This is a genomic window from Pseudomonas sp. CG7, from assembly GCF_023701885.1.
Classification (GTDB): Bacteria; Pseudomonadota; Gammaproteobacteria; order Pseudomonadales; family Pseudomonadaceae; genus Aquipseudomonas; species Aquipseudomonas zanjanensis.
The window spans coordinates 36,674-60,100 of the sequence record NZ_JABAEE010000025.1; the positions used below are offsets into that span (position 1 = coordinate 36,674).

Genomic DNA, 23,427 nt, shown 5'->3' on the forward strand with positions numbered 1-23,427 from the left:
CGTAGGAAAAATCAGCGCAAGGTGTGCAATGCGCGGCAGTTTACCCTAAATCAGGCGGCGGCCGGCGCAGGCTTGGGCTTGCGCCACTGCGGCAAGCCGATCAACACCACGGCACTGATGATCACCATCATCGCCAGGGCCTCCTCGATGCCGATGGTTTCACCGGCAAACACGATGCCCAACAGCACCGCCACGGCCGGGTTGACGTAGGCATAACTGGTGGCCGCCGCCGGGCGCACATGCTTGAGCAGGTACATGTAGGCGTTGAAGGCGATGATCGAACCGAAGCCGATCAGGTAGAACAAGGCCAACCAACCTTCCAGCGGCGGCATGCTGTCCAAGTGTTCGCCGCTGGCGAAACTGCCGATCAACAGCACCACACCGCCCACCAGCATTTCCACGGCACTGGCCATCGCCCCGGCCGGTAACGGCAAATGCTTGCTCAGCACCGAGCCAAAGGCCCAGGACGCCGCCGCGAACACCAGCAAGGTCGCGCCCAACGGGCTGGACTGCAGGTTGGAACCGAGGTTGAGCATGGCGATGCCGATCAACCCCAGCACAATGCCCGCCCATTCCAGACGCGTATTACGCGCGCCCCAGAAATAGCCGCACAACAGGGTAAACAAAGGCACCGTCGCCACCGCCAATGCCGCGACCCCGGACGCCACGCCCGTGTGCTCGGCGCCACTCACCGCGCCATTGCCAAAACTGAGCAGCAGCACGCCAATGATCGCCCCGGCCTTCCACTGCGCCCAGGTCGGTGCCGGCGCCCCACGCCAGCGCAGGAAGCCGTACATCAGCGAACCGGCCAGCACAAAACGAATCCCGGCCAGCAGCAACGGCGGCCAATGCTCTACACCGATACGAATCACCAGGTAGGTCGAACCCCAGATGACGTACAAGGCAAAGAAGGCAGCGATCAAGGGCAGGGGAAAACGGCGTGTGCCAGGCATGTTCAACTCGAAGTCAGGACAATGAGAGACGTTATTCTAGAAAGGCGACAGACGGAATTTAAGTTACAAAACCTGTTTATCCAAGCCATACACTTTTCAAAACACGGCGTTCGGCGCTATAAATCGCGCTTTCGAAAGTCACGTCATTTGGAAGCCTACCTGTGGATAAATACGACCGCATGCTGCTCAGTGCCTTGTTGGAAAACGGTCGTGCGTCCTACGCTGAACTGGCCCGCAAAGTGAACCTGTCAGCCCCGGCCGTGGCCGAGCGGGTCAGCAAACTGGAAACCAGCGGCGTCATTACCGGCTATCAAGCCAAGGTCGACATGGCCAAGATCGGCCTGCCGGTGCAGTGCGTCATCGAACTGCGCATGAACCAGCACGGCAACCAAAAGACCTACGATGAACTGTGCAAGATCCCACAACTGACCGAATGCCATCGGGTCACCGGGGACCCGTGCGTGATCATGCAAGCGGCTGTCGGCTCGATGCCCGAGCTGGAAGAGCTGATCAACCGCATCGCCAAGTTCGGTTTCAGCAAGACCTCGATCGTGCTGTCCAGTGCCATTGAAAAGCGCGTGCCGTTGGGGCAGTTGGAAGGGAATGGCAAATAGACGGTCCAACACAAATCAAAACTGTGGGAGCGGGCTTGCTCGCGAACGCGGTGTGTCAGTACGTAAACATGCGACTGACACACCGCATTCGCGAGCAAGCCCGCTCCCACAAGGGTTCTGTGGTGTGTCTAGAACCCGCGATGCCGCTTGAGGTGCTCGTTGATCTTCGCCGCCGGCACCTTCTGCAAACTGCACAGCAGATCATGGGACAGCTCCCGTAGCCCGTGCTTCTGCCGCAGTTCCGCAGCCAGGTGCGCGGTGAGGTTGGCGGCCATTTCGGCGTCGGCCATGGCCCGGTGAGCCTGGCCGGTGTGGGGCAAGCCGGCGAACGTGTTGAGTGTGCCTAGCTTGTGGTTCGGCGCCGCCGGCATCAAGCGCCGGGCCAGCAACAGTGAGCAGGCAAAATTCTGCAGGCGGGTGCGCTTGATGCGTCCCAGCTCGAAATCCCAGAACTTCTGGTCGAACGCAGCGTTGTGGGCCAGCAGCGGCGTGGTGCCGACGAACTCGTTGACCTCGTTCATGACCTTTTCCGCCGACGGTGCGCTGCGCAACATGGCGTTGCTGATGCCGGTCAGTTGTTCGATGAAGGCTGGGACGCGTACACCGGCATTCATCAGGCTCTGGTAGCGGTCGACGATCCGGCCTTGTTCGAGCATCACCACTGCGATCTCAGTGGCCCGGCAGCTGCTGCTCGGGGTGATGCCGGTGGTTTCAAAGTCGATGACTGCGATGCGTTCCAAACCTTTTGAACTCCGTGAAAATCAATTCTTGAGCAACAACGCGCCTTCGATGGGCACATAGCGACTGGCGGCGCGGATCAGCGAGTTGGCGGTCAACCCCGGCACGCCATAGGCCACGGCCTGGATGCCGTGCTTGTTGATGATGCGTTCGAGCAGCATGTCGAAATCGCCATCGCCGGAGGCCAGCACCACTTCATCGACGTGATCGGCAGCGTCCATGATGTCCAGCGTGATGCCCACGTCCCAGTCGCCCTTGGCCGAGCCGTCGCTGCGCTGGATGTAGGGCTTGAGCTTCACGATGAAACCCAGGTTGCGCAGGATCTGCTGGAACTGCTGCTGCTTGCTGTCACCGCGATCGATCGCATAGGCGTAGGCCTCGACGATCTGGCCTTGTTTGCTGACATCTGCCCACAGCGCGGCATAGTTGAAATGGCAACCATAAGCCTGGCGCACGGTGTAGTAGAGGTTCTGGACATCGGCGAACACTGCAATTTTTTTCACCGCGTTTCCTCTTGGATGCACACGCAGGCAGACCACCAGGGCCGAAAAGTCGCCCAGTATGCCAGCCAGAGGGATTGTTCCGCGAATAATCGGCCCGAGGCGCCAGGGCGCCCCGGACGAATGGCAGCTCAGACGAAGGAGTCGTCGTCGCCGAAGGAAGATGAATCGTCGCTGTAGTCCGCGTCGCTGAAGCCGCCCGGGTCGTTTCCGTAGGCGTCGTTATCGGCCATACGCCGGTCATCGCCCCAACTGCTGTCAGTGGTGTCGTTGACCGGTTGCGCCGGGTCTTCCTTGAGGATCTCGACGATTTCCTGCGGTTGCTGGTTGCTGTGGAACAGGCTGCTGATGCCCTGGGCCAGCATCACGCCACCGGCCACGCCCGCCGCGGTTTTCAGCGCGCCGCCGAGGAAGCTGCCCGCTGCCGGGGCCTGCTGCTGCGGCGCGCCATAATTGCCGGGCGGCGCGCCGAAACCCTGTTGCGCCGGGGCATTGAAGGACGACGGTGTCGGTTCGCGCCAACCACCTCCGCTGGAGGCCGGTGCGCTCGCCGGGCGCGAGTCCCGTGGGCTTCCGCCGAAAATACTCGAGAGGAAACCACCGCCACCGCTGGACGCCGGCGCTTGCTTGCGAGCCTGTTGCAACTCGGCCTGCAACTGCTCGACCTGCTGGGAGAGCTGCCTGTTCTGCTCATCGAGGCGCTTGATCGCAGCCTCCTGCACCAGGATCGCCTGGGCCATGAAATAGCCCGCCGCTGGCTGGCTCGCCAGGTGCTCCTTGATCCGCACCTCGGCCTGGGCATCGCGCGGGGCTGAATCCTTTTCGGCCTGTTGCAGCCGTGAAAACAGTCCATCGATCAGGGTTTGTTCTTCGCTGTTCATGGCGACCTCATTCGATTGCCGGGTAGAAACCATTCCGATCCCGAAGACCGGTGCCCATCAGTAATGGGGCGCGTCGAAAAGCTTTCAATGGTCTTTACCTGATGTTTACGTTTGTTTCTGCAGTCACCTGATGGGTAAAGTGTCGGACCGCTTTTTTTGAACTGCGATACCGACCCATGAATCCGTTAGAAGTACTGCGTGACTCCTTGTATTTTTTCAAGCGCCATCTGGGCCGGATCGCCCAGTTGTGCCTGCCGCTGGTGATACTTGAAGCCGTGCTGCAACAAGGGGTGGACAACGCCCTGGGGGCCGACGGTTTTTCCGGCTACAGCGTCATCGTTGGGTTATTGGTCTATCCGCTGTACACCGCGGCGCTGATTCTGTTTCTCGATGCCCGCAGCCGTGGTGAAGCGCCACGCACGCGAGACCTGCTTGCCGCCGCCCTGCTCCAGTGGCCGCGCTTCGCCTTGCTGACCGCTCTCAACACGTTGCTGATCCTGATCGGCATCTCCTTGTACTTCCTGCCTGGGCTGTGGCTGATGGTCGTCCTGGCCTTCGGCGAATACCTGTTGGTGTTGAGGGGCATGGCGCCACTGGCCGCCATGAAGGAAAGCGCGCGCCTGAGTCGAGGCCATTTCTGGCGAATCCTGCTTTGCATCCTGGCCGTCATGGTCCCGCTGTGGTTGCTCAAGGGTGCCAGCGTCTCGGTGTATCCGCCGCCGCAGAATCCGTTGATCAGCTTGTTGGTCGACAGCCTCCACAGCTTCCTGCAATTGTTCACCACCGTGGTGTTGTTCCGAATGTTCATGCTGATTGCAGAAAAACCCAAGCCATGACCCGTCTACTACGCCACGCCTTGCTGGGCCTGCTGTTGATTGTCGGCATCGGTGCCTTTGCAACCTATGGCCTGACCTGGCGCCCCCAGGCCCGGGAAGCACTGCCCGTCAGTTGCACTGCCAACGCAGCAGCGCTGGTGCCCGGCCAGGCCTTGAAGGTGATGACCTGGAACGTCCAGTTCCTCGCCGGCAAGCGCTACGTGTTCTGGCACGACCTGGCCCAGGGCGACGATGAAAGCCCGACCTTGGAGGACATGGCCTTCAGCCTCGACGAAGTGGCCCGGGTCATTCGCGACGAACAACCGGACATCGTGTTGCTCCAGGAACTGGACAAGGGCGCCAAGGCCAGCGATTACCAGGACCAGCTCAAGCTGCTACAGGAACGCCTGGCCGACCTCTATCCGTGCGGCACCAGCGCCTTCGACTGGAAGGCCGACTTCATCCCCAACCCGCGTATCTTCGGCAGTGTCGGCCGGCAACTGGCGACCCTGAGTCGCTACCGCATCGACCATGCCGAACGGGTGCAACTGCCGGTGGCCGACGCCAACTTCATCAGCCGTCAGTTCCAGCCAAAAAACGCTTTGTTGGTGAGTTATCTGGCGCTGAGCGACGGCGGCCAACTGGCGGTGCTCAACACCCATCTGGAACGGGCCACCGAGCCGGACGACACCCTGCCCAAGCAAATCGCCGCCGTCACCAAGGCAGTGGATAAACTCGAATCCGCGGGCACGCCCTGGCTGATCGGTGGCGACTTCAACCTGCTGCCCCTGGGCCAGTACCGGCGCCTGCCATCCGAGCAGCGCACGCCTTACGCCGCCGACAGCCCGCTGCACCTGCTGTGGGACAAATACCCGATGATTCCCACCAACAACGAAGCCAGCGGCATCGACCGCGAACATTGGCTGACCCACTACCCGAACGACCCCGGCCTCAACGGCCCCGACCGCACCGTCGACTACCTGTTCTACAGCCCGCGCATCAAACGGGTCCAGGCCCAGGTAAGGCAGGACGATACCTTGCGCATCTCCGATCACTTGCCGGTGATTGCCCGGTTCCTGTTGCCGGCCGCGCCTTAGCGGACTCACCGAAGCCCCCTGTGGGAGCGCGCTTGCTCGCGATAGCGGTGTGTCAGTCGATAATAATGCTGCTGATCCACCGCAATCGCGAGCAAGCTCGCTCCCACAGTGGATCTGTGTTGGATCTTGAATCAGCTCACTTACGCGGCTTGACCCGCGCCGTCGCCTCCGCCACCAGCGGATCGTCCGGCCAGTAATGCTTGGGGTAACGCCCCTTGAGATCCTTCTTCACCTCGGCATAAGTGCTGCGCCAGAAGTTCGCCAAATCCTGGGTCACCTGCACCGGCCGCCGCGCTGGCGACCGCAGGTGCAACTTGACCACCTGCCGGCCGCTGGCAATGCGCGGGGTGTCGGCAAGGCCGAAGAGTTCCTGCAGGCGCACCGCGAGGATCGGTGGATGCTCGCTGTAGTCCAGGCGGATCGACGAACCCGAGGGCACGTGCAAATGGTGCGGCGCCAGTTCATCCACGCGTTGCGGCAGGGGCCAGGGCAACAGGTTGTGAACGAAGCTCGACACGTCCAGGTTGGCGAAATGGCTGAGGCGCGAGACGCGGCCCAGATACGGCATCAACCAATGCTCGAGGCTGTCCAGCAAGGCGCCGTCGCTGACGTCTGGCCATTCGCTCTCGCCCTTGGCGTCCAGGTCCAGGCGCCGCAGCAGCGCCACCCGCGCCTGCCATTGCCGCAGTTCCGGGGTCCAGGGCAATAATTCCAGGCCCTTGCGCCGCACCAGGTTCACCAAGGCCTGGCTACGGGCTGACTCATCCAGGCCGGTCAGCGGTTCGCGGCTGAGCACCAGTTCGCCGACCTTGCGCTGGCGCTCGGCCCGCAGCACGCCTTCGCGCTCGTCCCAATCCAGTTGGTCCACAGTGCTCACTTGCTCGGCCAGCACCGAATCGAACAGCGTCGGGTCGAAATCCGTCGCCAGATAGATTCGCTCTTCGCGCTGGCCCTGGCGACTGCCCAAATCGGCGATCACCAACCACGCCTGTTTCATCAGGCTGTCGGCCTCGGCAAACAGCGCCGCACGACCATTGGCCAAACGATATTCCGCGCCGCCGGGCCGGCGCTGCTGGGCGACACGGTCCGGATAGGCCAACGCCAGCAAGGCGCCGAGCCAGCGCGGATGATCGGGATCGGCCACGGCTTCTTCGGCCTTGCCCCGCAGGTAGCCGCGATACTGCCGAGCCAATTGCCGGGCCCGTTGCACCCCACCTTGGGCGCCCCGCGCGGCGCGTTCTTCGCCGGACAGCAAGGCCAGGCGACTGTGCAGGTCCGCGCCGGCACCGCGGAGAATGTCGCGCTCGCCCAACAGTGCGGCGACATTGCAGGCCATGTCTGCCAGGCCCAGCGCCTGGCCGCGCAACAGCAAATGGGCGATACGCGGGTGGGCCGGCAGTTCCGCCATGGCCTGGCCGTGGCGGGTCAGTTGCTCGCCCTCCAACGCACCCAGGCGTTGCAGCAGGTCTTGGGCCTGGGCATACGCAGCGGCGGGCGGAACGTCGAGCCAGACCAGTTGCTGCGGCGTCACGCCCCAGCGCCCCAGTTGCAGGGCCAACCCGGCCAGGTCCGCCGACAGAATCTCCGCGCTGCCGTAAGCGGCCAATTGCTCATGCTGGTCTTCGGACCACAACCGGTAACACACCCCCGGTTCCAGGCGCCCAGCACGACCGGCTCGCTGGGTGGCGCTGGCCCGGGAAATGCGCTGGGTGTCGAGACGGGTCATGCCGCTGCCCGGATCGAAACGCGGCACCCGGGCCAGTCCGGCGTCGATCACCACCCGCACGCCGTTGATGGTCAAGCTGGTCTCGGCGATGTTGGTGGCCAACACCACCTTGCGCTGGCCGGGGGGCGCCGGGTCGATGGCGGCGCGTTGGGCGGCGAGGTCCAGTTCGCCGTGCAACGGACAGAGCAATACATTGCCGCCCTCACCCAAGGCCTCGGCCAGTTGCTGATGCACCCGGCGAATCTCCGCCTGCCCGGGCAAGAACACCAGGACGCTGCCGGTTTCATCGTGCAGGGCTTCCAGCACCGTCTGCACCAAGCGCGGCTCGATGAACTCGCCGGGCTGGAACGGCCGGCCCCAGCGCACCGTCACCGGAAACATGCGGCCTTCGCTGCGCAGGATCGGCGCGTCGCCCAGCAACCCGGCCAGGCGCTCGCCTTCCAGGGTGGCGGACATCAACAGGATCTTCAGCGGCTGCTCGTCGCGAAACAACTCCCGACCGTTGAGGCTCAGGGCCAGGGCCAGGTCGGCGTCGAGGCTGCGTTCATGGAATTCATCGAAAATCAGCAGCCCCACGCCTTCCAGCGCCGGGTCATCCTGCAAGCGGCGGGTGAGGATGCCTTCGGTGACCACTTCGATACGGGTCTTGGGCCCGACCTTGCTGTCGAGGCGAATCCGGTAGCCGACCGTCTCGCCGACCTTTTCCCCCAGTTCGCTGGCCAGCCGTTCGGCCGCCGCCCGTGCCGCCAGGCGCCGGGGTTCGAGCATCAGGATGGTCTGTCCGGCCAGCCACGGCTCGTTCAGCAAGGCCAGGGGACCACGGGTGGTTTTACCGGCACCGGGCGGCGCTTCGAGCACGGCTTCGTGGCGCGAGGCCAAGGCTTGGCGCAGGGCGGGTAAAACTTCATCAATCGGCAAAGAAATCATGCTGGCTCCAAAACAGAGGGCCGAGTATAACGGCGAACTGTTTAGCGTGGTCTGGACTCCAACCAGCAACGCCTCTACCTGTTCAGGAGATTGCTATGCGTATTCCCTTTCGCGTGATCGGTGGCGTGCTGGTCGCCACCCTGCTGACCCAGATCAGCGCCTGCGGCTCGATCTTCTACCCGGACCGTCGCGGCCAGATCGACGGCAAGATCGACCCGGCCATCGCCGCCCTCGATGCCGTCGGCCTGCTGTTCTACATCATCCCCGGCCTGATCGCGTTCGCCGTGGACTTTGCCACCGGGGCCATTTATTTCGAACCGGGCCGCAGCGTCCAGATCGAGCCCGAGAAACTCAAGCCGGCCATCAACCCCGATGGCACCGTCAATAACCAGAAATTGCAGGCGAGCCTGGAACGCGAACTGGGCCGCAGCTTCCCGCTGGACGATCCGCGCCTGATCCAGCACAAGGGCAGCGCACAACAACTGGCTGCCCTCGGTCTCAAACCGGCCGCATGACCGACGCGACGGAAGGAACGACCGCGCCATGACCACCAGCACCGAACACGCTCGCCTGTTGCGCCTTGCCACCCGGGCGTCGGTGGCCGTGGCACTTGTCCTGATCGTCGCCAAGGCCCTGGCCTGGTGGCTCAGCGGTTCGGTGAGCATGCTCGCCGGCCTGACCGACTCGACACTGGACGGCGTCACCTCGCTGCTCAATCTGCTGGCGGTGCATTACGCCTTGCGTCCCGCCGACGATGACCATCGCTACGGTCACGGCAAGGCCGAATCCCTGGCTGGCATGGCCCAGGCGCTGTTTATCGGCGGCAGTGCGGTACTGATCGCCTTGCAGGCCTTCGAACGCCTGAAGGAGCCGGTGCCGGTGGACGCGCCCTGGCTCAGCGTCGGTGTGATCGTGTTTTCCCTGGTGCTGACCTTGGCGCTGCTGGCGTTACAGCATCGGGTCATCCGCGCCACCGGCTCCAACGCAGTGCGCGCCGACTCGCTGCACTACCGCTCGGACCTGTTGCTCAACGGCAGCATCCTGGTGGCGCTGGTACTGGCAGGGTTGGGCTGGTATCAACTCGACGCCTGGTTCGGCCTGGGGATCGCGGTATATATCCTGTGGAGCGCCATCCAGATCGCCCGGGAAAGCTTCGCCGTGCTGATGGATGAAGAACTGCCGCCCGACGTCAGCCAACGCATGCTGGAACTGGCCTGCGCGGTGCCCGGCGTACTCGGCGCCCATGACCTGCGTACGCGGGTCTCCGGCAACCACTGGTTCGTGCAACTGCACCTGGAGCTGCCGGGGGAACTGACCCTGTCAGTCGCCCACGGCATCAGCGACCAGGCCGCCGATGCGATCCATCGCGCTTATCCCAAGGCCGAAGTGCTGGTGCATGCCGATCCGTCGGAAGTGGTGAAGCGCGCCACCGCCTGATACTCAAGATTTGAACACACAACCTGTGGCGAGGGGATTTATCCCCGCTGGGCTGCAAAGCTGCCCCAAAGCAGCCGACTCAATCTGTCTGGCACACCGAGGCGGCGGATTTCAGGGCCGCTTCGCGCCCCAGCGGGGATAAATCCCCTCGCCACAAAAAGCAGCGTCCGCACGATCTTACCAAGCCTCAGTACATCACCTGATACCCACGACTGCTCAAGCAACTGCCTTGGGCCTGGCGATAGGTCTGAACCACTTCCGGTGCCGGTGGGTAGGTGTAGTTGCGCGGGTCGAAACCACTCTGCTGCACTGCCCAGCGATAACAGTCGTAGCCATCCTGATTGACCTGTTCGGGCGGCTGGCCATTGGCGGGATAGGCCACCACATCGAAACTATTGCCCTGGGGTTGCGGCTGCGGGTTGGCGACCGGAGCATCGACCACGACGTAATCCTGGGTGTTGGCTTCATAGATGTAATAGGCGCCAGCAGCGAGGAAGCACAGCGAACTGCCGATCCACACTTCCCGGGCGTAATCAGGCAGGTAACGGGTGCGGATGCCCCGCGGCGGCTCGACCACGACATAACGCGGCCCTTGCGGACGATACCAGTAGCCGCCCGAGTAGAAATAATCCTGGCCGCGATAGGGCACGCGGTAGTTGCGATCCGGGAAACGGTCGATCACATAACCCGGACGGTATTGCGGCCCTGGCCCCCAACCGTTGCCATGCCCACCCGGCCGACCGGACCAATGCTGATCGGGACGACCGTCATGGTCGGGTCGCGGACCTGCGTTCGGATAGCCATCGTTGCGCCGAGGAATATCGCGGTAATACCCCGGTTGCGGTTCACGGGTCTGGGTCACGCTGTCGGGCCGGCCCTGGATGGGCAAGTTGTTGCCAGGCTGCGGCTGCGGGCGACCCTGGCCGTTGGGGTCTTGGGGCCCACGCTCATAGTGCTGGCCACCCTGGTATTGCGGCTGCGGCTTGACCTCGAACTGACGACTGTTGTCGCCCCGAATGATCTCGTTGCTTTGCGGCCGTGGCTGGCCCGAATGACCCTGGCCATTGCCGCCCCGACCGTCCTGCCCGCGACCGCCGTCCGGGCCGCCACGGTTTTGCTGATCGTCGGCCATTCCCTGCGCACTGACACTTGCCCACAACAGACCAACACCTGCCAAACGCCAGATGCGCGACTTCATGAAATTCCTCACAACGGTTCAAGGCCTGATGATAAGACTGAGGAAGCCCAGGCCGGTTCTGCGACAGATTATCAGCCATCCACTTTATTTAGCTGACATTTACTGAGCCGCCCTCTCCGCCCGGCGAATACCGTAACGTGCGCCATGCCTTGATTAACATTAAAACGCCACCATCCAAAAAAAACATAGCAACTACCGTTCGTCTGATTTAAAGATAAATTTTCATGACAAGAAGTGATACCACTTAAGATGCCCAGCGTTTAGCTAGGCGACAGGGACTTCCATTTGCCTGAAACGATCGCCGGCATTGGCCGCAGTTAGCCATTCAAGGGAATGAAGGCATGTCACATTTTGGCGTTACGCACGTTTTGGCTTGTTGTGCGATATTCACATCCCTGGCCCAGGCTGCCCCCATCCAGACACCTGGCGATCGTGACCTGATTCGTGATCGTCAGCAGCAATTGCTGCAAGAACAACAGAAACGCCTCGACGAACTTCAGCAATTGCCAGGCAAGACCTTGCCCCCCCCTGCGCCCGCCAACCCCGACGACAAGCGTTGCTTCGACATCAAGACCATTGAGCTGGAGGGCGCGGCCCACCTTGACGCCGGCGTGCGCGAGCAGTTGATCAGGCCCTATCAGAACCAATGCTTGTCGGTCGGACAGATCAATACCTTGCTCAAGGCCTTGACCCATCATTATCTTGAGCGCGGTTTCGTCACCACCCGAACCTATCTGCCACAGCAGGACCTGTCGGGCGGTGTGTTAAAAATCGTGGTAGTCGAAGGACGACTTGAGAGCATCGACAGTTCCGCCCTGGCCAGCCCCCGTGAATTGGCAATGACGTTTCCCGGCCAGACCGGCGAGCCGCTGAACCTGCGGGAACTGGAGCAACTGGTGGATCAGCTCAGTCGCTTGCCATCTCGTCAGGCCCAGCTTGAGCTGACGCCTGGCGAGCAAGTCGGCGGCAGCCGCATAGGCCTCAAGGGCGAGCGTGAAAAACCCTGGCGCGTATCGGCCACGCGTAACAACGACGGTGACCGCAGCACGGGTCAACAACAAGTGGGCTTGGGTCTGGACTGGGATAGCCCGCTAGGCCTGGCCGACCAATTAAGCCTGCGCGCCAATCAGGACGCTGTCAGCGACCACTGGCGTCATTCCGACAATCAGAGCCTGTATTACAGCGTGCCCTATGGCTGGTGGACGTTCAATTACGCGTACAGCCAGAGTTTCTACCGCGCCAGCGGCAACGCACAAGGCTACAAATTCGGTTATGACGGTACCAGCAAGAACCACGCGGTGCGCGCCGAGCGCGTGCTACATCGCGACAACGTGAGCAAGACCGGCATCAGTTTCGGCCTCAGCCAACTGCGCACACGCAACTACGTGGACGATAACTTCATCGACACCTCGAGCGTGACCATCACCGAGACCCAATTGAATCTTAACCATGGTCGGCGCATCGGCTCGGCGTTCATCAACCTCGATGCCGGCTGGCAACAAGGGATTGGCATGCTGGATGCCCAACGGGACAGCTCCCACCAAGGGCCGCAATCGCGCTACAACAAATACAGCCTGACCCTGAGCTATCTGCAGCCGTTCCGTTTATGGGGCGAAAACTTCAGCTTCGACAGCCTCGCAACAGGCCAGCGCAGCGAAGATGAACTCTACAGCCCGCAACGAATCAGCTTGGGCGGTGTCAGTTCAGTACGAGGCCTGCAAGACCAGACCTTGACGGGTGACAGCGGCGGTTACTGGCGCAACCAGTTGCGTTGGCGACGGGCCGTGACCTGGCAACCTCTGCAGCCGATGTTGCAAGAATACGGCGTGGCATTTGCCTACGACGTCGGGGTCATCGAGGGCAGGTCCTCGAACCCTGAGGAAAGCGGCCGTGTCACCGGCAACGCCCTGGAGTTCAACGCCAGGGGCAAGAACCTCGCAACTTCCGTGAGTTTCGCTCGCTCACTGGAACGCCCGGGGATTATCGAAAAACGTGAACGCCCGGTGTATTTCCGCGTCGATCTGTTTTTCTGACACCCCGAATCGCTCTTGTAAATGGAAGACTTTCACATGGACGTGCGCAGCCCCCTGTCTCAAAGTATTGCCCTGGCTTTGGCCTCGATTGTGTTCCTCAATCCCATCGTCGCCGCAGCGGCCGGTCTTGCCGTCGATGCGGCAGCAGGGGGCAAAACGACCATTGGCGCGGCGGGCAATGGCGTGCCGGTGATCAACATCAACGGTACCAACGGCAGCGGGCTGTCCCATAACAAGTTCACCGACTACAACGTCGGCAAGAACGGCGTGATCCTCAACAACGCCACCGGCAAGACGCAGAATACCCAACAAGGGGGAATCATCCTCGGCAACGACAACCTCAAGCGTCAGGCCGCGCAAGTCATCCTCAACGAAATCACCAGCGGCAATCGCAGCCACATGGCCGGCTACACCGAAGTGGCCGGGCAAGCGGCACGCGTCATCGTCGCCAACCCCAATGGCATCACCTGCAGCGGTTGCGGCTTTATCAACACGCCGCGCGCCACCCTGACTACCGGCAAGCCCATCATGGACGGCCAGCGCCTGGACCACTTCCAGGTCGACGGTGGCGACATCAGCATTGAGGGTGCAGGCCTGGACGCCAGTGACGTCGACCAATTCGATCTGATCACCCGCAGCACCAAGCTCAATGCCAATATCTATGCGAAAAACCTCAATGTGGTAACCGGCCGCAACGACGTCTACGCCGACAACCTGAGCGCCACTGCTCGCGCCGACGACGGCAGCGAAAAACCGGATCTGGCCATCGACAGTTCGGCCTTGGGCGGCATGTACGCCGGGGCAATTCGTCTGGTGGGCACCGAGAAGGGCGTGGGTGTGCGCCTGGCGGGCGACATGGCCGCCAGCGTGGGCGACATCCAGATCGACGCCAGCGGCAAGGTCCGCATGGCCAACGCCAGCGCCAACCAGGCTGTCACCGTCAATGGACAAAGCCTGGATGTGCAAGGCAAGGTCTACGCGGGCACCCAAGTCAACGTGAACACAAGCGGTAATGTGATAGTCGGCAAGAGCCTGGCCGCTCGCGACAAAGTCACCGTCACCAGCACCGGCAAGGTCATCAACAACGGCATCGTCGAAGCCGGGGTGAATCCGAACAATACCCGTAACCAGGGTGGTGATGTGGCCATCACCGCCGGACAACTGAGCAACACCGGTAACGTCGTGGCTAGCCGCAACCTCAAGGTGGGTGCCAACGAGCTGATCGACAACCAGAACGGCATCATCCAGGGCCACAACGTTGGCCTGACCAGCGCTCGCCTGGTCAACCAAGGCACAACGGCACGGGTGCTGGGGATCGATACGCTGTCTCTGTCGACGCCGGCCATCGTCAACCTGGGCGGCTTGATCCGCTTCGGCGATGGCCAGTCCGCCACCCTTGATCTCGACACCCTGGACAACACCGACGGCCACCTCGAACTGGCCGGCGGCAGCCTCGGCCTCAACGCCAAGCAACTGACCAACCTGCGCGGCTCAGTGATCGCCGATCAACTGCAAGTGACTGCCGAGCGCCTGGGCAACCAAGGCGGCCTGATCGCGTCCAGCGTCGGCCAGTCCATTCTCGACATCAGCGGCCAGCTCGACAACACCGGCGGCGTGCTGCAAGCCCAAAGCCTGTTGGATGTCAGCGCCGCCGAGGTACTGAACCAAGGCGGAAAACTCGTCGCCGATCACCTCAAGCTCACTGCCGAGCGTCTGAACAACAGCGCCAACGGCTTGATCAGTGCCGAGCTTGGCAACAACGTATTGACCGTTACGCAAGACATGACCAATCAGGGCGGCCGGATCCAGGCAGCTTCCGCATTGAGCATCAAGGCCGCAAGCCTGGACAATGTGGGCGGCACTCTGCTGGGCCGACAGTTGACCTTGGTCAGCCAAGGTAACCTGGACAACCGGCAAGGCAAGATCAGTGCCGACCAACTGGCCGTCACCGCCCTGGACGTGGACAACACCGAAGGCTTGCTGCAAGGCACCAGCAGCGCCTCCCTGACCGCCCGGGACCTGAACAACCTCAAGGGCAACGTCAACGGCGGCCAGCTCAGCACGGGCCTGGACAGCCTCAGCCAGAACGCCCAAGGCGTGCTCAGCGCCGAAACCGGCAAGCTGACAATGGTCGTGACCCAACAACTGAACAACAGCGCTGGTCACCTCCAATCCAAAGTCGGTGATCTCGACGTCACCGCAGCAGCGTTGAACAACCAGCAAGGTGTGATCGTCGGCAAGCAACTGCTGTTGACTCAAAGCGGTTTGCTGGATAACCGCGGCGGTCGCGTGGTGGGCGATCAACTGACTGTTGGCGCCGGGCGCATCGACAACAGCGCCAACGGCTTGCTGCTCGCCGGGACCGGTGGTGCGCTGTTGACGCTCAAGGACCAGGGCCTGACGCGCGGGCAGTTGCTCAACAACCAGGGGCGCGTGCAGAGCGACGGCCATTTGCAGATCAATGGCAGCGACATCGACAACCACGGCGGTGTGCTGCTGGGCAGCAGCGTCGGGGTCAATGTCTCCACCCTGGACAACAGCGCCCAAGGCGCGGCGATTGCCACCGCTGGTGCCATTGAACTGGCGGTCGCAGGCGTATTGAACAACACCCTGGGCCTGATCGATGGCAGCGCGTCAACGGTTCGCGTGACCCAGGCCACCCAGCTCGCCAATCAGGGCGGCACCCTCATCGGCAAGCGCCTGGACGTACAGGCTACGGTGGTGGACAACCGCAAGGGCCAGCTCCTTTCCGGTACCGAGGGATTAAAAATCACTGCAACCTCCGTGGATAACAGCGAAGGTCTTGTGTTGGCACGCGGTGGTCACGCCAATCTACAGCTTGATCAAGGCACGTTGAACAACCAGGGCGGTGCGTTGCAAGGCGATAGTGTCGAAGTGCAGGCCGCCGCTGTAAACAACAGCGCACTGGCCGACAAGGCCGGGATCATCAATGCCCAAGCCGGCGATTTGAAACTGGTGGTCGACAACCTGACCAACCAGGCGGGCCGCCTTTTTGCCCAAGGCCTGCTCAGCAGCCAGGGCCAGACCCTGGACAACCGCGTGGGCGGTGAAATAAGCGCCAGGAACCTGAGCCTCAACGCGCTGAACACGTATAACCAGAGCGGCCTGATCGAATCGGGCGGTAACCTGCTGCTGACCGGCAGCAATCTGAATAACAGTACTGGCCGCATCCGCGCCATTGGCGGCGACCTGAGCCAGATTCTGCTCACGGGCGTCCTGGACAACCAGAACGGTTCCATCGGTGTCACGAGCCAGGCGTTCAACCTCAAGGCTGGCGCGCTGGATAACCTTGCCGGCAGCGTCGAACACACCGGAGCGGGTTTGCTCAAGATCGACCTTGCCAGCCTGACTGGCAACCAGGGCAGCATCACCGGCCTGGGCAGCGCCGCCGTGGACATTGGCGCGATCAATGGCACCGGGCGCCTGCAATTCAATGGTGCACTGGATGTGGCCGTGAACGACAACCTCAACCTGCTGGCCGGCGACCGCATCGCCAGCGCCAGCGGCCTGGCGCTAAGCGCCACGACCCTGAACAACGGCGGCGAAGTGCTCAGCGACGGTGACCTGGACCTGACGCTCACCGGCGACCTGAATAATAACGGCCTGCTGTCAGCGGCCAAGGCCGTCAGCATCTCGGCGGGCAACCTCACCCAGAATGGCGGACGCATCGCCAGCGCCGGCGATACCACCCTCGACCTGCGCGGCAACCTGGACAATCTCGGACGCCTGATCGCCAGCCAGAATCTCAAGATCCATGCCGCACAAGTCAGCAACCGAGGAACCCTCGGTGCCATGGGCCAGGTGGACATCTTCGCGGGCAACGGCATCAGCACCTCAGCCAATACCCTGATCTACAGCGGTGCCGACATGAACCTGCGCGGCGCCACCCTGAGCAACCTCTACGGCGATATCTACAGCCGGGGCAACCTGAGCTTCGCCGCCCTGGACAATGGCCAGGCACAAAGCCTGAGCAACCGCTCGGCGAACATCGAAAGCGAAGGAGACATGAACCTCAATGTCGCCAGCCTGGAAAATACCAAGGACACATTCGAGATCGGCGAATCCCTTGTCAGCCGCCGCATCGACATCAACTGCACCGACTGTTCCGGCAAGCATCACACCGCGACGTTTATCGTCAACAGCACCTACCTGGGTAAAGTTATCCAGGACTCCCCCGCAGCGCGCCTGATTGCCGGGCGCGACCTGCTGATCAATGCCGGTACCGTGGAAAACAAACAAAGCCTGCTCGCCGCCAACCGCGACGCATTCGTCAATGCGACAAACTTCTACAACCGAGGGGCCACCCTCGACCAGCGTGTTGAAAGCACCACTTACTTCCTGCACGGGGTGAAGCAAGGCGACTTCCGTTGGGCAGAATCAAACGCCCATGCCTGGAACGCGGCCAATGCCGGCAGCGCTCCCGACCAGCAGCAACCCATTCCGGCGGCGATCACCCAATACCCACTCATCGGCCAGAGCAGCGTTGTACACAACGGCACCCAGGTGGGTTACGCGTCCACCTTGCAGTCCGGTCGCCAGTTGAACCTTGTCGTCACAGGCGACCTTGAAAACGGCACGTTGACTCAGCAGGCCAGCGCCCAGTTATCAGGCCAGAGTCTGACCAATACCGTTGACCTGGTCGGCGGCCAGACCATCACCGTCAACGCCTTGGGCAGCGGCGGCAGCACCCAGGTCGCGGCGGATGTCCGGCGCGTCGAACGCGTCACTGCCGACGGCAGCACCCAGGTCAGCTTCGTGCCGGTGGACTTTGCCGGCGTGCCTTTTGTCACGGTCGATCCCACCGCGCTCGCCACCTATCGCTTGCCGGAAGGTGACTATGGCCTATTCGTGCGCAGCCAGAATCCGGATAGCCGCTACCTGATCGAGACCAACCCGAACCTGACCAACCTCTCGCGGTTCATGAGTTCCGATTACATGTTCGGTCTGTTGGGCTACAACGACGACCGTAGCTGGCGTCGCCTGGGTGATGGCCTATACGAAACCCGCCTGATCCGCGAAGCGGTGCTGGCCCAGACCGGGCAGCGCTTCCTCGCCGCCAGCCTGACCAGCGACTACGAGCAATACCAATACTTGATGGATAACGCCATCGCTTCCAAGGACTCATTGCGCCTGAGCGTCGGCGTAGCCTTGACCGCCCAGCAAGTGGCGGCGTTGACCCACGATATCGTCTGGATGGAAGCGCGTCAGGTGCAAGGCCAGCAAGTGCTGGTGCCGGTGCTCTACCTGGCCCAGGCCGAATCGCGCAACCTGCGCGGCGGCAGCCTGGTGCAGGCACGTGACATTAACCTGATGGCCGGCAACGACCTCACCAACGTCGGTACCCTGCGGGCCAGCAGCAACCTGTCGGCCGAGGCGGGGAACAACCTTTATCAGGGCGGCCTGACACAAGCCAGCGAGCGCGTGAGCTTGATGGCCAACAACAGTATTCGCAACGCCCTGGGCGGTGAAGTACGCGGCAATCAGGTCGACCTCACCGCCGTCAAAGGCGACATCGTCAACGAGCGCGCTGCCATGGAGGTGCTCTATGGTTCCGGCTCGCGGACCAACCTGGATCAAGGCAGCCTGATCAGCGCCCGCCAGCAATTGAATGTCAGCGCCGGACGTGACCTGACCAACAAAGGCCAGATCAATAGCGACGGTAATGCCACGCTCAATGCCGGGCGCGATGTGGAAATGCTCGCAGTGCAGGATCACACCTTCACCCAGAATGCGATCCGCCGTGGCCTGGTGACCAACAACACCGTCAAGACCCTCGGCTCCAGCGTGACCACGGGCGGCAACCTGGAAGTGAACGCCGGACGCGATATGGCGATCGTGGCAAGCCAGGCCAAGGCCGGACATGACCTGGCCCTCAATGCCGGCAATGACATGGCGATTATCTCGGCCCAGGACGAACAGTCCTCGACCTTCTACCAGAAGAAAAAAGGGTCCTGGGGCAAAAGCAAAACCACCCAGAGCGCGGACTCGGCAACTCACAACGTGGCTTCGCAGATCGAGGCCGGACATGACCTCACCGTCAACGTCACCCAGGACAAGGACGGGCGCATCGGCCTGAACGGCGGCCGCGACGTGAGCGTGCTCGGCAGCCAGCTCATGGCCGGCACTGCCGTGTTGGTCGGTGGTGCCGGCGACGTCAACCTGATGTCGGCGCAAGAGCAGACCGACAGCAGCTATAGCATGAAGAAAAAAGGCAGTTTCGGCCTGAGCAAAAGCGGCAATAGCCGCAGCTCCAGCAGCATCACCCAAGTGGGCAGCGAGCTGGACGCCGGTAACGATGCCGTGGTGGGCGCTGGCGGTAACGTCAACCTGTCCGCCAGCCGTATCGATGCCAAGCGCGATGCGCAATTGCGCGCCGGGATGATCGACAAGAACGGCGACGTCAACCTGATGGACGCCGCCAACGAGTCCACCAGCCAGAGCGAGAAGTACAAAAGCAAAGTGGGTTTCAGCACCTCCGGCAATTTCATTTCCATCGCCTCGGCGAAGAAGTCCGGGCAGGAAAACCTGCAAACCCGAAGCGTTGGCAGCCAGGTCAACGCTGGCCGTGATGTCACCCTGCAAAGCATCCGTGACGTGAACATGATCGGCAGCACCGCCGAGGCAGGGCGCAACCTGCAAGTGGGGGCTGGGCGCGACGTCAACGTGTTGGCCGGTAGCAACAGCCAGGACCAGAGCAACTGGAAATCCACGAAGCAGGCCGGCCTCTCCCTGGAAAGCGACCGCAACGGTTTCACTGCGTTTGCCGGGCGCGAAGCGACCAAGCAAAAGTCCCGCGACGCCCAGCAGACCGCTGCCGGCAGCCAACTGGTGGCTGGCCAGGACTTGACCGTCCAGGCCGGACGCGACCTGACCCTCGAAGGTGCAGGCCTCGACGCCGGACGCGACATCAGTCTCCAAGCCACGCGCGACATCAATGTCGATGCCGCCGATGAAACCTTCATCCAGGAGCGCAGCAAGACCCGCGACCGTAACGGCCTGACCGTCAACATCAGCCACAACTATGGCAACACCATGGATGCCATCAACGGCACTGGCAAAGGTGAAGACAACGTCAGCAAAGCCTCCAGCGTGCTCAGCACCGTGGACGCCATCAACTCCTTCACCTCCGGGCCGACCAGCGCCACCCACTTTGGCTCGGCCAGCCAGGGCACCAGCTCGCGTTCGGAAATTCGTGACAACGTCCCCTCCACCTTGAGCGCCGGACGAGACATCAACGCCGTGGCCGGCAACAACCTCAATGTGCGCGGCAGTCAGTTCGAGGCCGGGCGCGACATCACCCTGGTGGGCAAGAACGTCAACCTCGACGTGGCCCGTGGCGAGATCACCGAGGAGAGCCAGCCCACTCGCAGCCAGGGCGGCATCAACGGCCAGAGCGGCGGTGGCAGTGGCCGCGCCGGGATTGGCGGCAGCAACGGCGTGGCCAGCGAAGAAATGACCCAGGGCACCAACAACCCGAGCGTCCTGCTTTCCGGGCGGGACACCAACATCGAGGCCTCCGAGAACCTGACCATGATCGGGACCCAGGTGATTGCCGGCAAGGATATCGATTTGCGTGCCGGAAAGGACCTGACCATCCGCGCCGCACAGAACGATTCCGACAGCGAATCCACCCGTCGCAGCGGTGGTGGAGAAGTCGGCATCGCCCTGGGCGGCAAGGACTTCATCGCGGTCTACGCCAGCGTCGACATGGGCAAGGGCAAGCTGGAGCGCGAGACCGAGAAACAGCAGACTGCCTACCTCTATGCAGGAAACCAGTTGCGCTTCAACAGCGGCAACGACACCACCATCGCCGGCGCCAACCTGCGCGCCAACGAAGTAGTCGGCCGCGTTGGCGGCGACCTGCTGGTGTCGTCGGTGCCGGACACTGGCAAAGTCAGCGGCAAACAGTTCGACGCCAGTGTCACCGTCAGTATCGGTGTGGCCGGTGGTGGTGGCGTCAGCGGCTCGGTGGGCGTAGGCAAGACCACCGGCAAGACCCATTGGGTTGAACAGCAAACCAGCATCACCGGTAAAAACGGTGTGGATATCCGGACCGAGAAACACACCCAGATCGACGGCGCGCTGATCGCCGCCGACAACGGCAAGCTCAAGCTCGACACCAACACCCTGGGCTTTCGTGACATCAATGGCGTGGACAAGGAGCACAGCTACTACGTCAACGTTGGCGGTGCCTTTGGTTGGGGCGCGGACGCGGGTAACGGCGCCAAGGCCACCGGCGGCAAGGACGTGGCCTTTACCAGCGACAAGAGCCTGAGCGGTGCGCCCAAGGAAGGTTTCAATGGTTGGAGCGTCAGCGGCTACGACTACCGCAAGGAGCGCGAGCAGGATGTGCGCGCCACGGTCGGCGCGGGCAACATCATCGTGCGCAACGACGCGGTCGCCGGACAAAACTCCACGATTGGCCTCAATCGGGATCCGTCCAAGGCCTACGACATCACCCGGGACAAGGAAAAGCGTACCGAATTCTATGTGAGCGAGTCGTCGCTGAACTCGGTGGCCAACCCGTCGCAAACCTTGGCTCGGTGGAAAAAAGGGTTGCAGGACTATGGCAAGAACAGTTCCGACCTATTCAAAATATACGGTGAGTTGACCGGGGCTACTGAGAAAGCGCTCGAAGAAAACCCCGGCCTCGCTCCTTTGGCATGGATTCCTGGTGTGATGCAAGCCGCGATGGACAAAACATCCTATGGCACTCTGGGCCTGATGCCGGGCGTGATCAGCCACGGCGGCGCAGCGACGCAACTGCCGGTGCTGCTCAGCGGTGATATGAGTTTTTACCGCACTACAGTGGGTTACGAGAAAGACTCCACAGGCAACATCATCATGGACCCGAAGACCGGCAAACCGCAGGTGAAGAAGGTCGACTTCGAATTGATTGTGCGTCCTGACGCCAAAGGGGTGATTGCCATCAACGGCATCCAGAACTCGCTGCAAGATGCAGCGGTGAATGGCAGCATGCAAGGCGGCAAGGACAGCTTCATGCAAGGCTACAACCCGGAGCACGGCCTTCTGGGTGACCTGGTGGAGTCCTTATGGGACGTGGCCTTGGGTAGCGTCAAACGATCCGGTAACGCGCAACAGGTGAGTGAGTTCTACCAGGCGGGTATTGACCAGGGGTTCAAGCTGGACTTGGTGGGCCACAGCCAGGGCGCGTTGCTCACCTATCGAGGGCTTGATGGCCTGCAATTTGGCAACAGTGCAGGCGGCATTCAACTGTCTGGCGCGCCAGTGTTCGCGCAACACTTCTTTGACGCCGCCCAGGAGGCGGGCTTCAATACCAACAGCAACAACGCGGTTTTCCAGGTCAACCGCCCGGACAGCCAAGTGTTCTTTGGCATGTTGCCCAAGACAGACACCGTGTCCGACTTGTTGGGCCACAATGCCCTTAACTCCAGCGACCCGATCACCCGGTACCTGGGGGCTATATTCACAATCCCTGGCCTCCTGGGCAAGGAGAGCCCGCACTCCAACTATTTGTGCCAGGTGAAATCCATGTGCCAAACAGGCACTAACCAAGTGCAACAAGATTTCAAGAACGGCACGACTACCGACAAAGACGGAACGACGAAAAAGACTTACATCGTGCCAACTTTCATCGACAAGAACGGTAACGCCTTCGGCGCCTCGCTTTGAGGCCTGGGCGCGTTGCCCTGACGCTGCTGCCCGTGGCCCTGTGGGGCTGCGTGCCCGCGCCGCGGGTGCATGAAGATGACAAGCGGCTGAGCCGAATGCTGTGTGAAGTGGGGGAACAACGGGTGACCCTGAGCCCACGGTTCTCCTACGACCTGCCAGGGCCATTGCGGCACACGCCGTGCGGCACGATCAAAAGCGGCTTCAACTATGACAAGGTGCGCGACATTCAGTCGGCGAGTGCTGCCGGCGGCTTTCGCTCCGATGACCTCGTCGTACTGGCCTCATCGCGCTGGATAACCGTCGAAAGCCTGCTTGACGGCAAGGACGAAGGGACGCTCTATTCTCCCGAGCAGTTCCTGCAAAACAAACTCGCCCTGATGGACCTCCCCCCAAGCGAGGCACGCCCCGAAGGAATCGATTGGGTCACGCGGCAAGGCATGCAATGCTTGCGCTTCTATGACATTTGGCATAGCCCGACGAATACCTGGGAAGAGGACGTCACCTACTGGTGCTGGGAAAACCAGAGCGGCTTGAAACAGCCATTCTCGGTCAACGCCGGCCAACGCTTGCCCGAAGGTAGCAAAGGCTACGACCTGGATCAGGCGTTTATCCAGCCCTTTTTTCAAAGCCTGAAAATCAATCGCCTGTCCGATACCGCCCTGGCGGAGGCTGACGTAAAAATCAAGGCTGCCTGCGCCCACGTCAAATCTCGTTATGACCAGCATCTGAATTGGGGCAGCGACTATCCGGACAAGCGCCTGACCCGCCAGCGCCTGCGTTCTTGCGGATATGACGTGCCCTAGCCGAAGCAAATTCTTGCGCCCATAAAAAAG

Annotated in this window: 14 protein-coding genes; 8 read left to right on the plus strand and 6 right to left on the minus strand. The window is 62.0% G+C overall.

The features are described 5' to 3' along the window. Positions 1-50 precede the first annotated feature (50 nt). A complete protein-coding gene (gene yedA / locus HGO40_RS12745; protein WP_250963292.1) occupies positions 51-953 on the minus strand; it encodes a drug/metabolite exporter YedA in 903 nt (300 codons plus the stop codon). A gap of 161 nt (positions 954-1,114) precedes the next feature. Here yedA and HGO40_RS12750 point away from each other — a divergent pair, with 161 nt between their 5' ends. Further along, positions 1,115-1,567 carry an Lrp/AsnC family transcriptional regulator gene (locus tag HGO40_RS12750; RefSeq protein WP_053125600.1) on the plus strand — a complete coding sequence of 151 codons (453 nt, stop codon included), beginning with the start codon at positions 1,115-1,117 and terminating at the stop codon, positions 1,565-1,567. Positions 1,568-1,695: 128 nt separating this feature from the next. Here the strand turns inward: HGO40_RS12750 and HGO40_RS12755 are convergent, their stop codons facing one another. The 3 genes from HGO40_RS12755 to HGO40_RS12765 form a co-directional block, all read right to left on the minus strand. Next, complete coding sequence (locus tag HGO40_RS12755; RefSeq protein WP_250963293.1) at positions 1,696-2,307, minus strand: 3'-5' exonuclease; 612 nt, start codon at positions 2,305-2,307, stop codon at positions 1,696-1,698. A gap of 21 nt (positions 2,308-2,328) precedes the next feature. Continuing rightward, a complete protein-coding gene (locus tag HGO40_RS12760; RefSeq protein WP_053125603.1) occupies positions 2,329-2,808 on the minus strand; it encodes a LabA-like NYN domain-containing protein in 480 nt (159 codons plus the stop codon). Positions 2,809-2,936: 128 nt separating this feature from the next. Next, entirely contained in the window at positions 2,937-3,686 is a 750-nt protein-coding gene (locus tag HGO40_RS12765; protein WP_250963294.1) for a DUF2076 domain-containing protein, read from the minus strand. Positions 3,687-3,862: 176 nt separating this feature from the next. Between HGO40_RS12765 and HGO40_RS12770 the strand changes: the two genes are divergently transcribed. Both HGO40_RS12770 and HGO40_RS12775 read left to right on the plus strand, forming a co-directional pair. Next, complete coding sequence (locus tag HGO40_RS12770) at positions 3,863-4,522, plus strand: YciC family protein (RefSeq protein WP_250963295.1); 660 nt, start codon at positions 3,863-3,865, stop codon at positions 4,520-4,522. Then, on the plus strand, positions 4,519-5,598 hold the full coding sequence (locus HGO40_RS12775; protein WP_250963296.1) for an endonuclease/exonuclease/phosphatase family protein: 1,080 nt from the start codon (positions 4,519-4,521) through the stop codon (positions 5,596-5,598). The genes HGO40_RS12770 and HGO40_RS12775 overlap by 4 nt, the downstream gene beginning before the upstream one ends. Positions 5,599-5,734: 136 nt before the next feature. On the opposite strand, the gene hrpB is transcribed toward HGO40_RS12775, so the two are convergent. Continuing rightward, positions 5,735-8,251, minus strand: coding sequence for an ATP-dependent helicase HrpB (hrpB, locus tag HGO40_RS12780; protein WP_250963297.1), 2,517 nt, complete (start codon positions 8,249-8,251; stop codon positions 5,735-5,737). A gap of 95 nt (positions 8,252-8,346) precedes the next feature. On the opposite strand from hrpB, the gene pmcY reads away from it, so the two are divergent. Beyond that, a complete protein-coding gene (pmcY, locus tag HGO40_RS12785; RefSeq protein ID WP_250963298.1) occupies positions 8,347-8,766 on the plus strand; it encodes a periplasmic Zn2+ metallochaperone PmcY in 420 nt (139 codons plus the stop codon). Between the two features lie 28 nt (positions 8,767-8,794). Further along, complete coding sequence (locus HGO40_RS12790) at positions 8,795-9,688, plus strand: cation diffusion facilitator family transporter (protein ID WP_250963299.1); 894 nt, start codon at positions 8,795-8,797, stop codon at positions 9,686-9,688. A 187-nt stretch (positions 9,689-9,875) separates the two neighbouring features. Here HGO40_RS12790 and HGO40_RS12795 read toward each other — a convergent pair whose 3' ends face one another. Next, positions 9,876-10,886: a DUF6515 family protein gene (locus HGO40_RS12795; RefSeq protein WP_250963300.1), complete on the minus strand. Its 1,011-nt coding sequence runs from the start codon at positions 10,884-10,886 to the stop codon at positions 9,876-9,878. A gap of 341 nt (positions 10,887-11,227) precedes the next feature. Between HGO40_RS12795 and HGO40_RS12800 the strand changes: the two genes are divergently transcribed. Genes HGO40_RS12800 through HGO40_RS12810 form a run of 3 tightly spaced genes read left to right on the plus strand, consistent with a single transcriptional unit; the run spans position 11,228 to position 23,397 of the window. After that, on the plus strand, positions 11,228-12,919 hold the full coding sequence (locus HGO40_RS12800; RefSeq protein WP_250963301.1) for a ShlB/FhaC/HecB family hemolysin secretion/activation protein: 1,692 nt from the start codon (positions 11,228-11,230) through the stop codon (positions 12,917-12,919). Between the two features lie 36 nt (positions 12,920-12,955). Further along, positions 12,956-22,594: a hemagglutinin repeat-containing protein gene (locus HGO40_RS12805; RefSeq protein WP_250963302.1), complete on the plus strand. Its 9,639-nt coding sequence runs from the start codon at positions 12,956-12,958 to the stop codon at positions 22,592-22,594. Then, positions 22,591-23,397 carry a hypothetical protein gene (locus HGO40_RS12810; RefSeq protein ID WP_250963303.1) on the plus strand — a complete coding sequence of 269 codons (807 nt, stop codon included), beginning with the start codon at positions 22,591-22,593 and terminating at the stop codon, positions 23,395-23,397. Before HGO40_RS12805 ends, HGO40_RS12810 begins: the two co-directional genes overlap by 4 nt. Positions 23,398-23,427: the final 30 nt, after the last annotated feature.

Coding starts and splice junctions, on each gene's coding strand:
- hrpB (WP_250963297.1), bottom strand. CDS start 8,251: ATGATTTCTTTGCCGATTGATGAAGTTTTACCCGCCCTGCGCCAAGCC.
- pmcY (WP_250963298.1), top strand. CDS start 8,347: ATGCGTATTCCCTTTCGCGTGATCGGTGGCGTGCTGGTCGCCACCCTG.
- HGO40_RS12765 (WP_250963294.1), bottom strand. CDS start 3,686: ATGAACAGCGAAGAACAAACCCTGATCGATGGACTGTTTTCACGGCTG.
- HGO40_RS12805 (WP_250963302.1), top strand. CDS start 12,956: ATGGACGTGCGCAGCCCCCTGTCTCAAAGTATTGCCCTGGCTTTGGCC.
- HGO40_RS12795 (WP_250963300.1), bottom strand. CDS start 10,886: ATGAAGTCGCGCATCTGGCGTTTGGCAGGTGTTGGTCTGTTGTGGGCA.
- HGO40_RS12790 (WP_250963299.1), top strand. CDS start 8,795: ATGACCACCAGCACCGAACACGCTCGCCTGTTGCGCCTTGCCACCCGG.
- HGO40_RS12800 (WP_250963301.1), top strand. CDS start 11,228: ATGTCACATTTTGGCGTTACGCACGTTTTGGCTTGTTGTGCGATATTC.
- yedA (WP_250963292.1), bottom strand. CDS start 953: ATGCCTGGCACACGCCGTTTTCCCCTGCCCTTGATCGCTGCCTTCTTT.
- HGO40_RS12770 (WP_250963295.1), top strand. CDS start 3,863: ATGAATCCGTTAGAAGTACTGCGTGACTCCTTGTATTTTTTCAAGCGC.
- HGO40_RS12775 (WP_250963296.1), top strand. CDS start 4,519: ATGACCCGTCTACTACGCCACGCCTTGCTGGGCCTGCTGTTGATTGTC.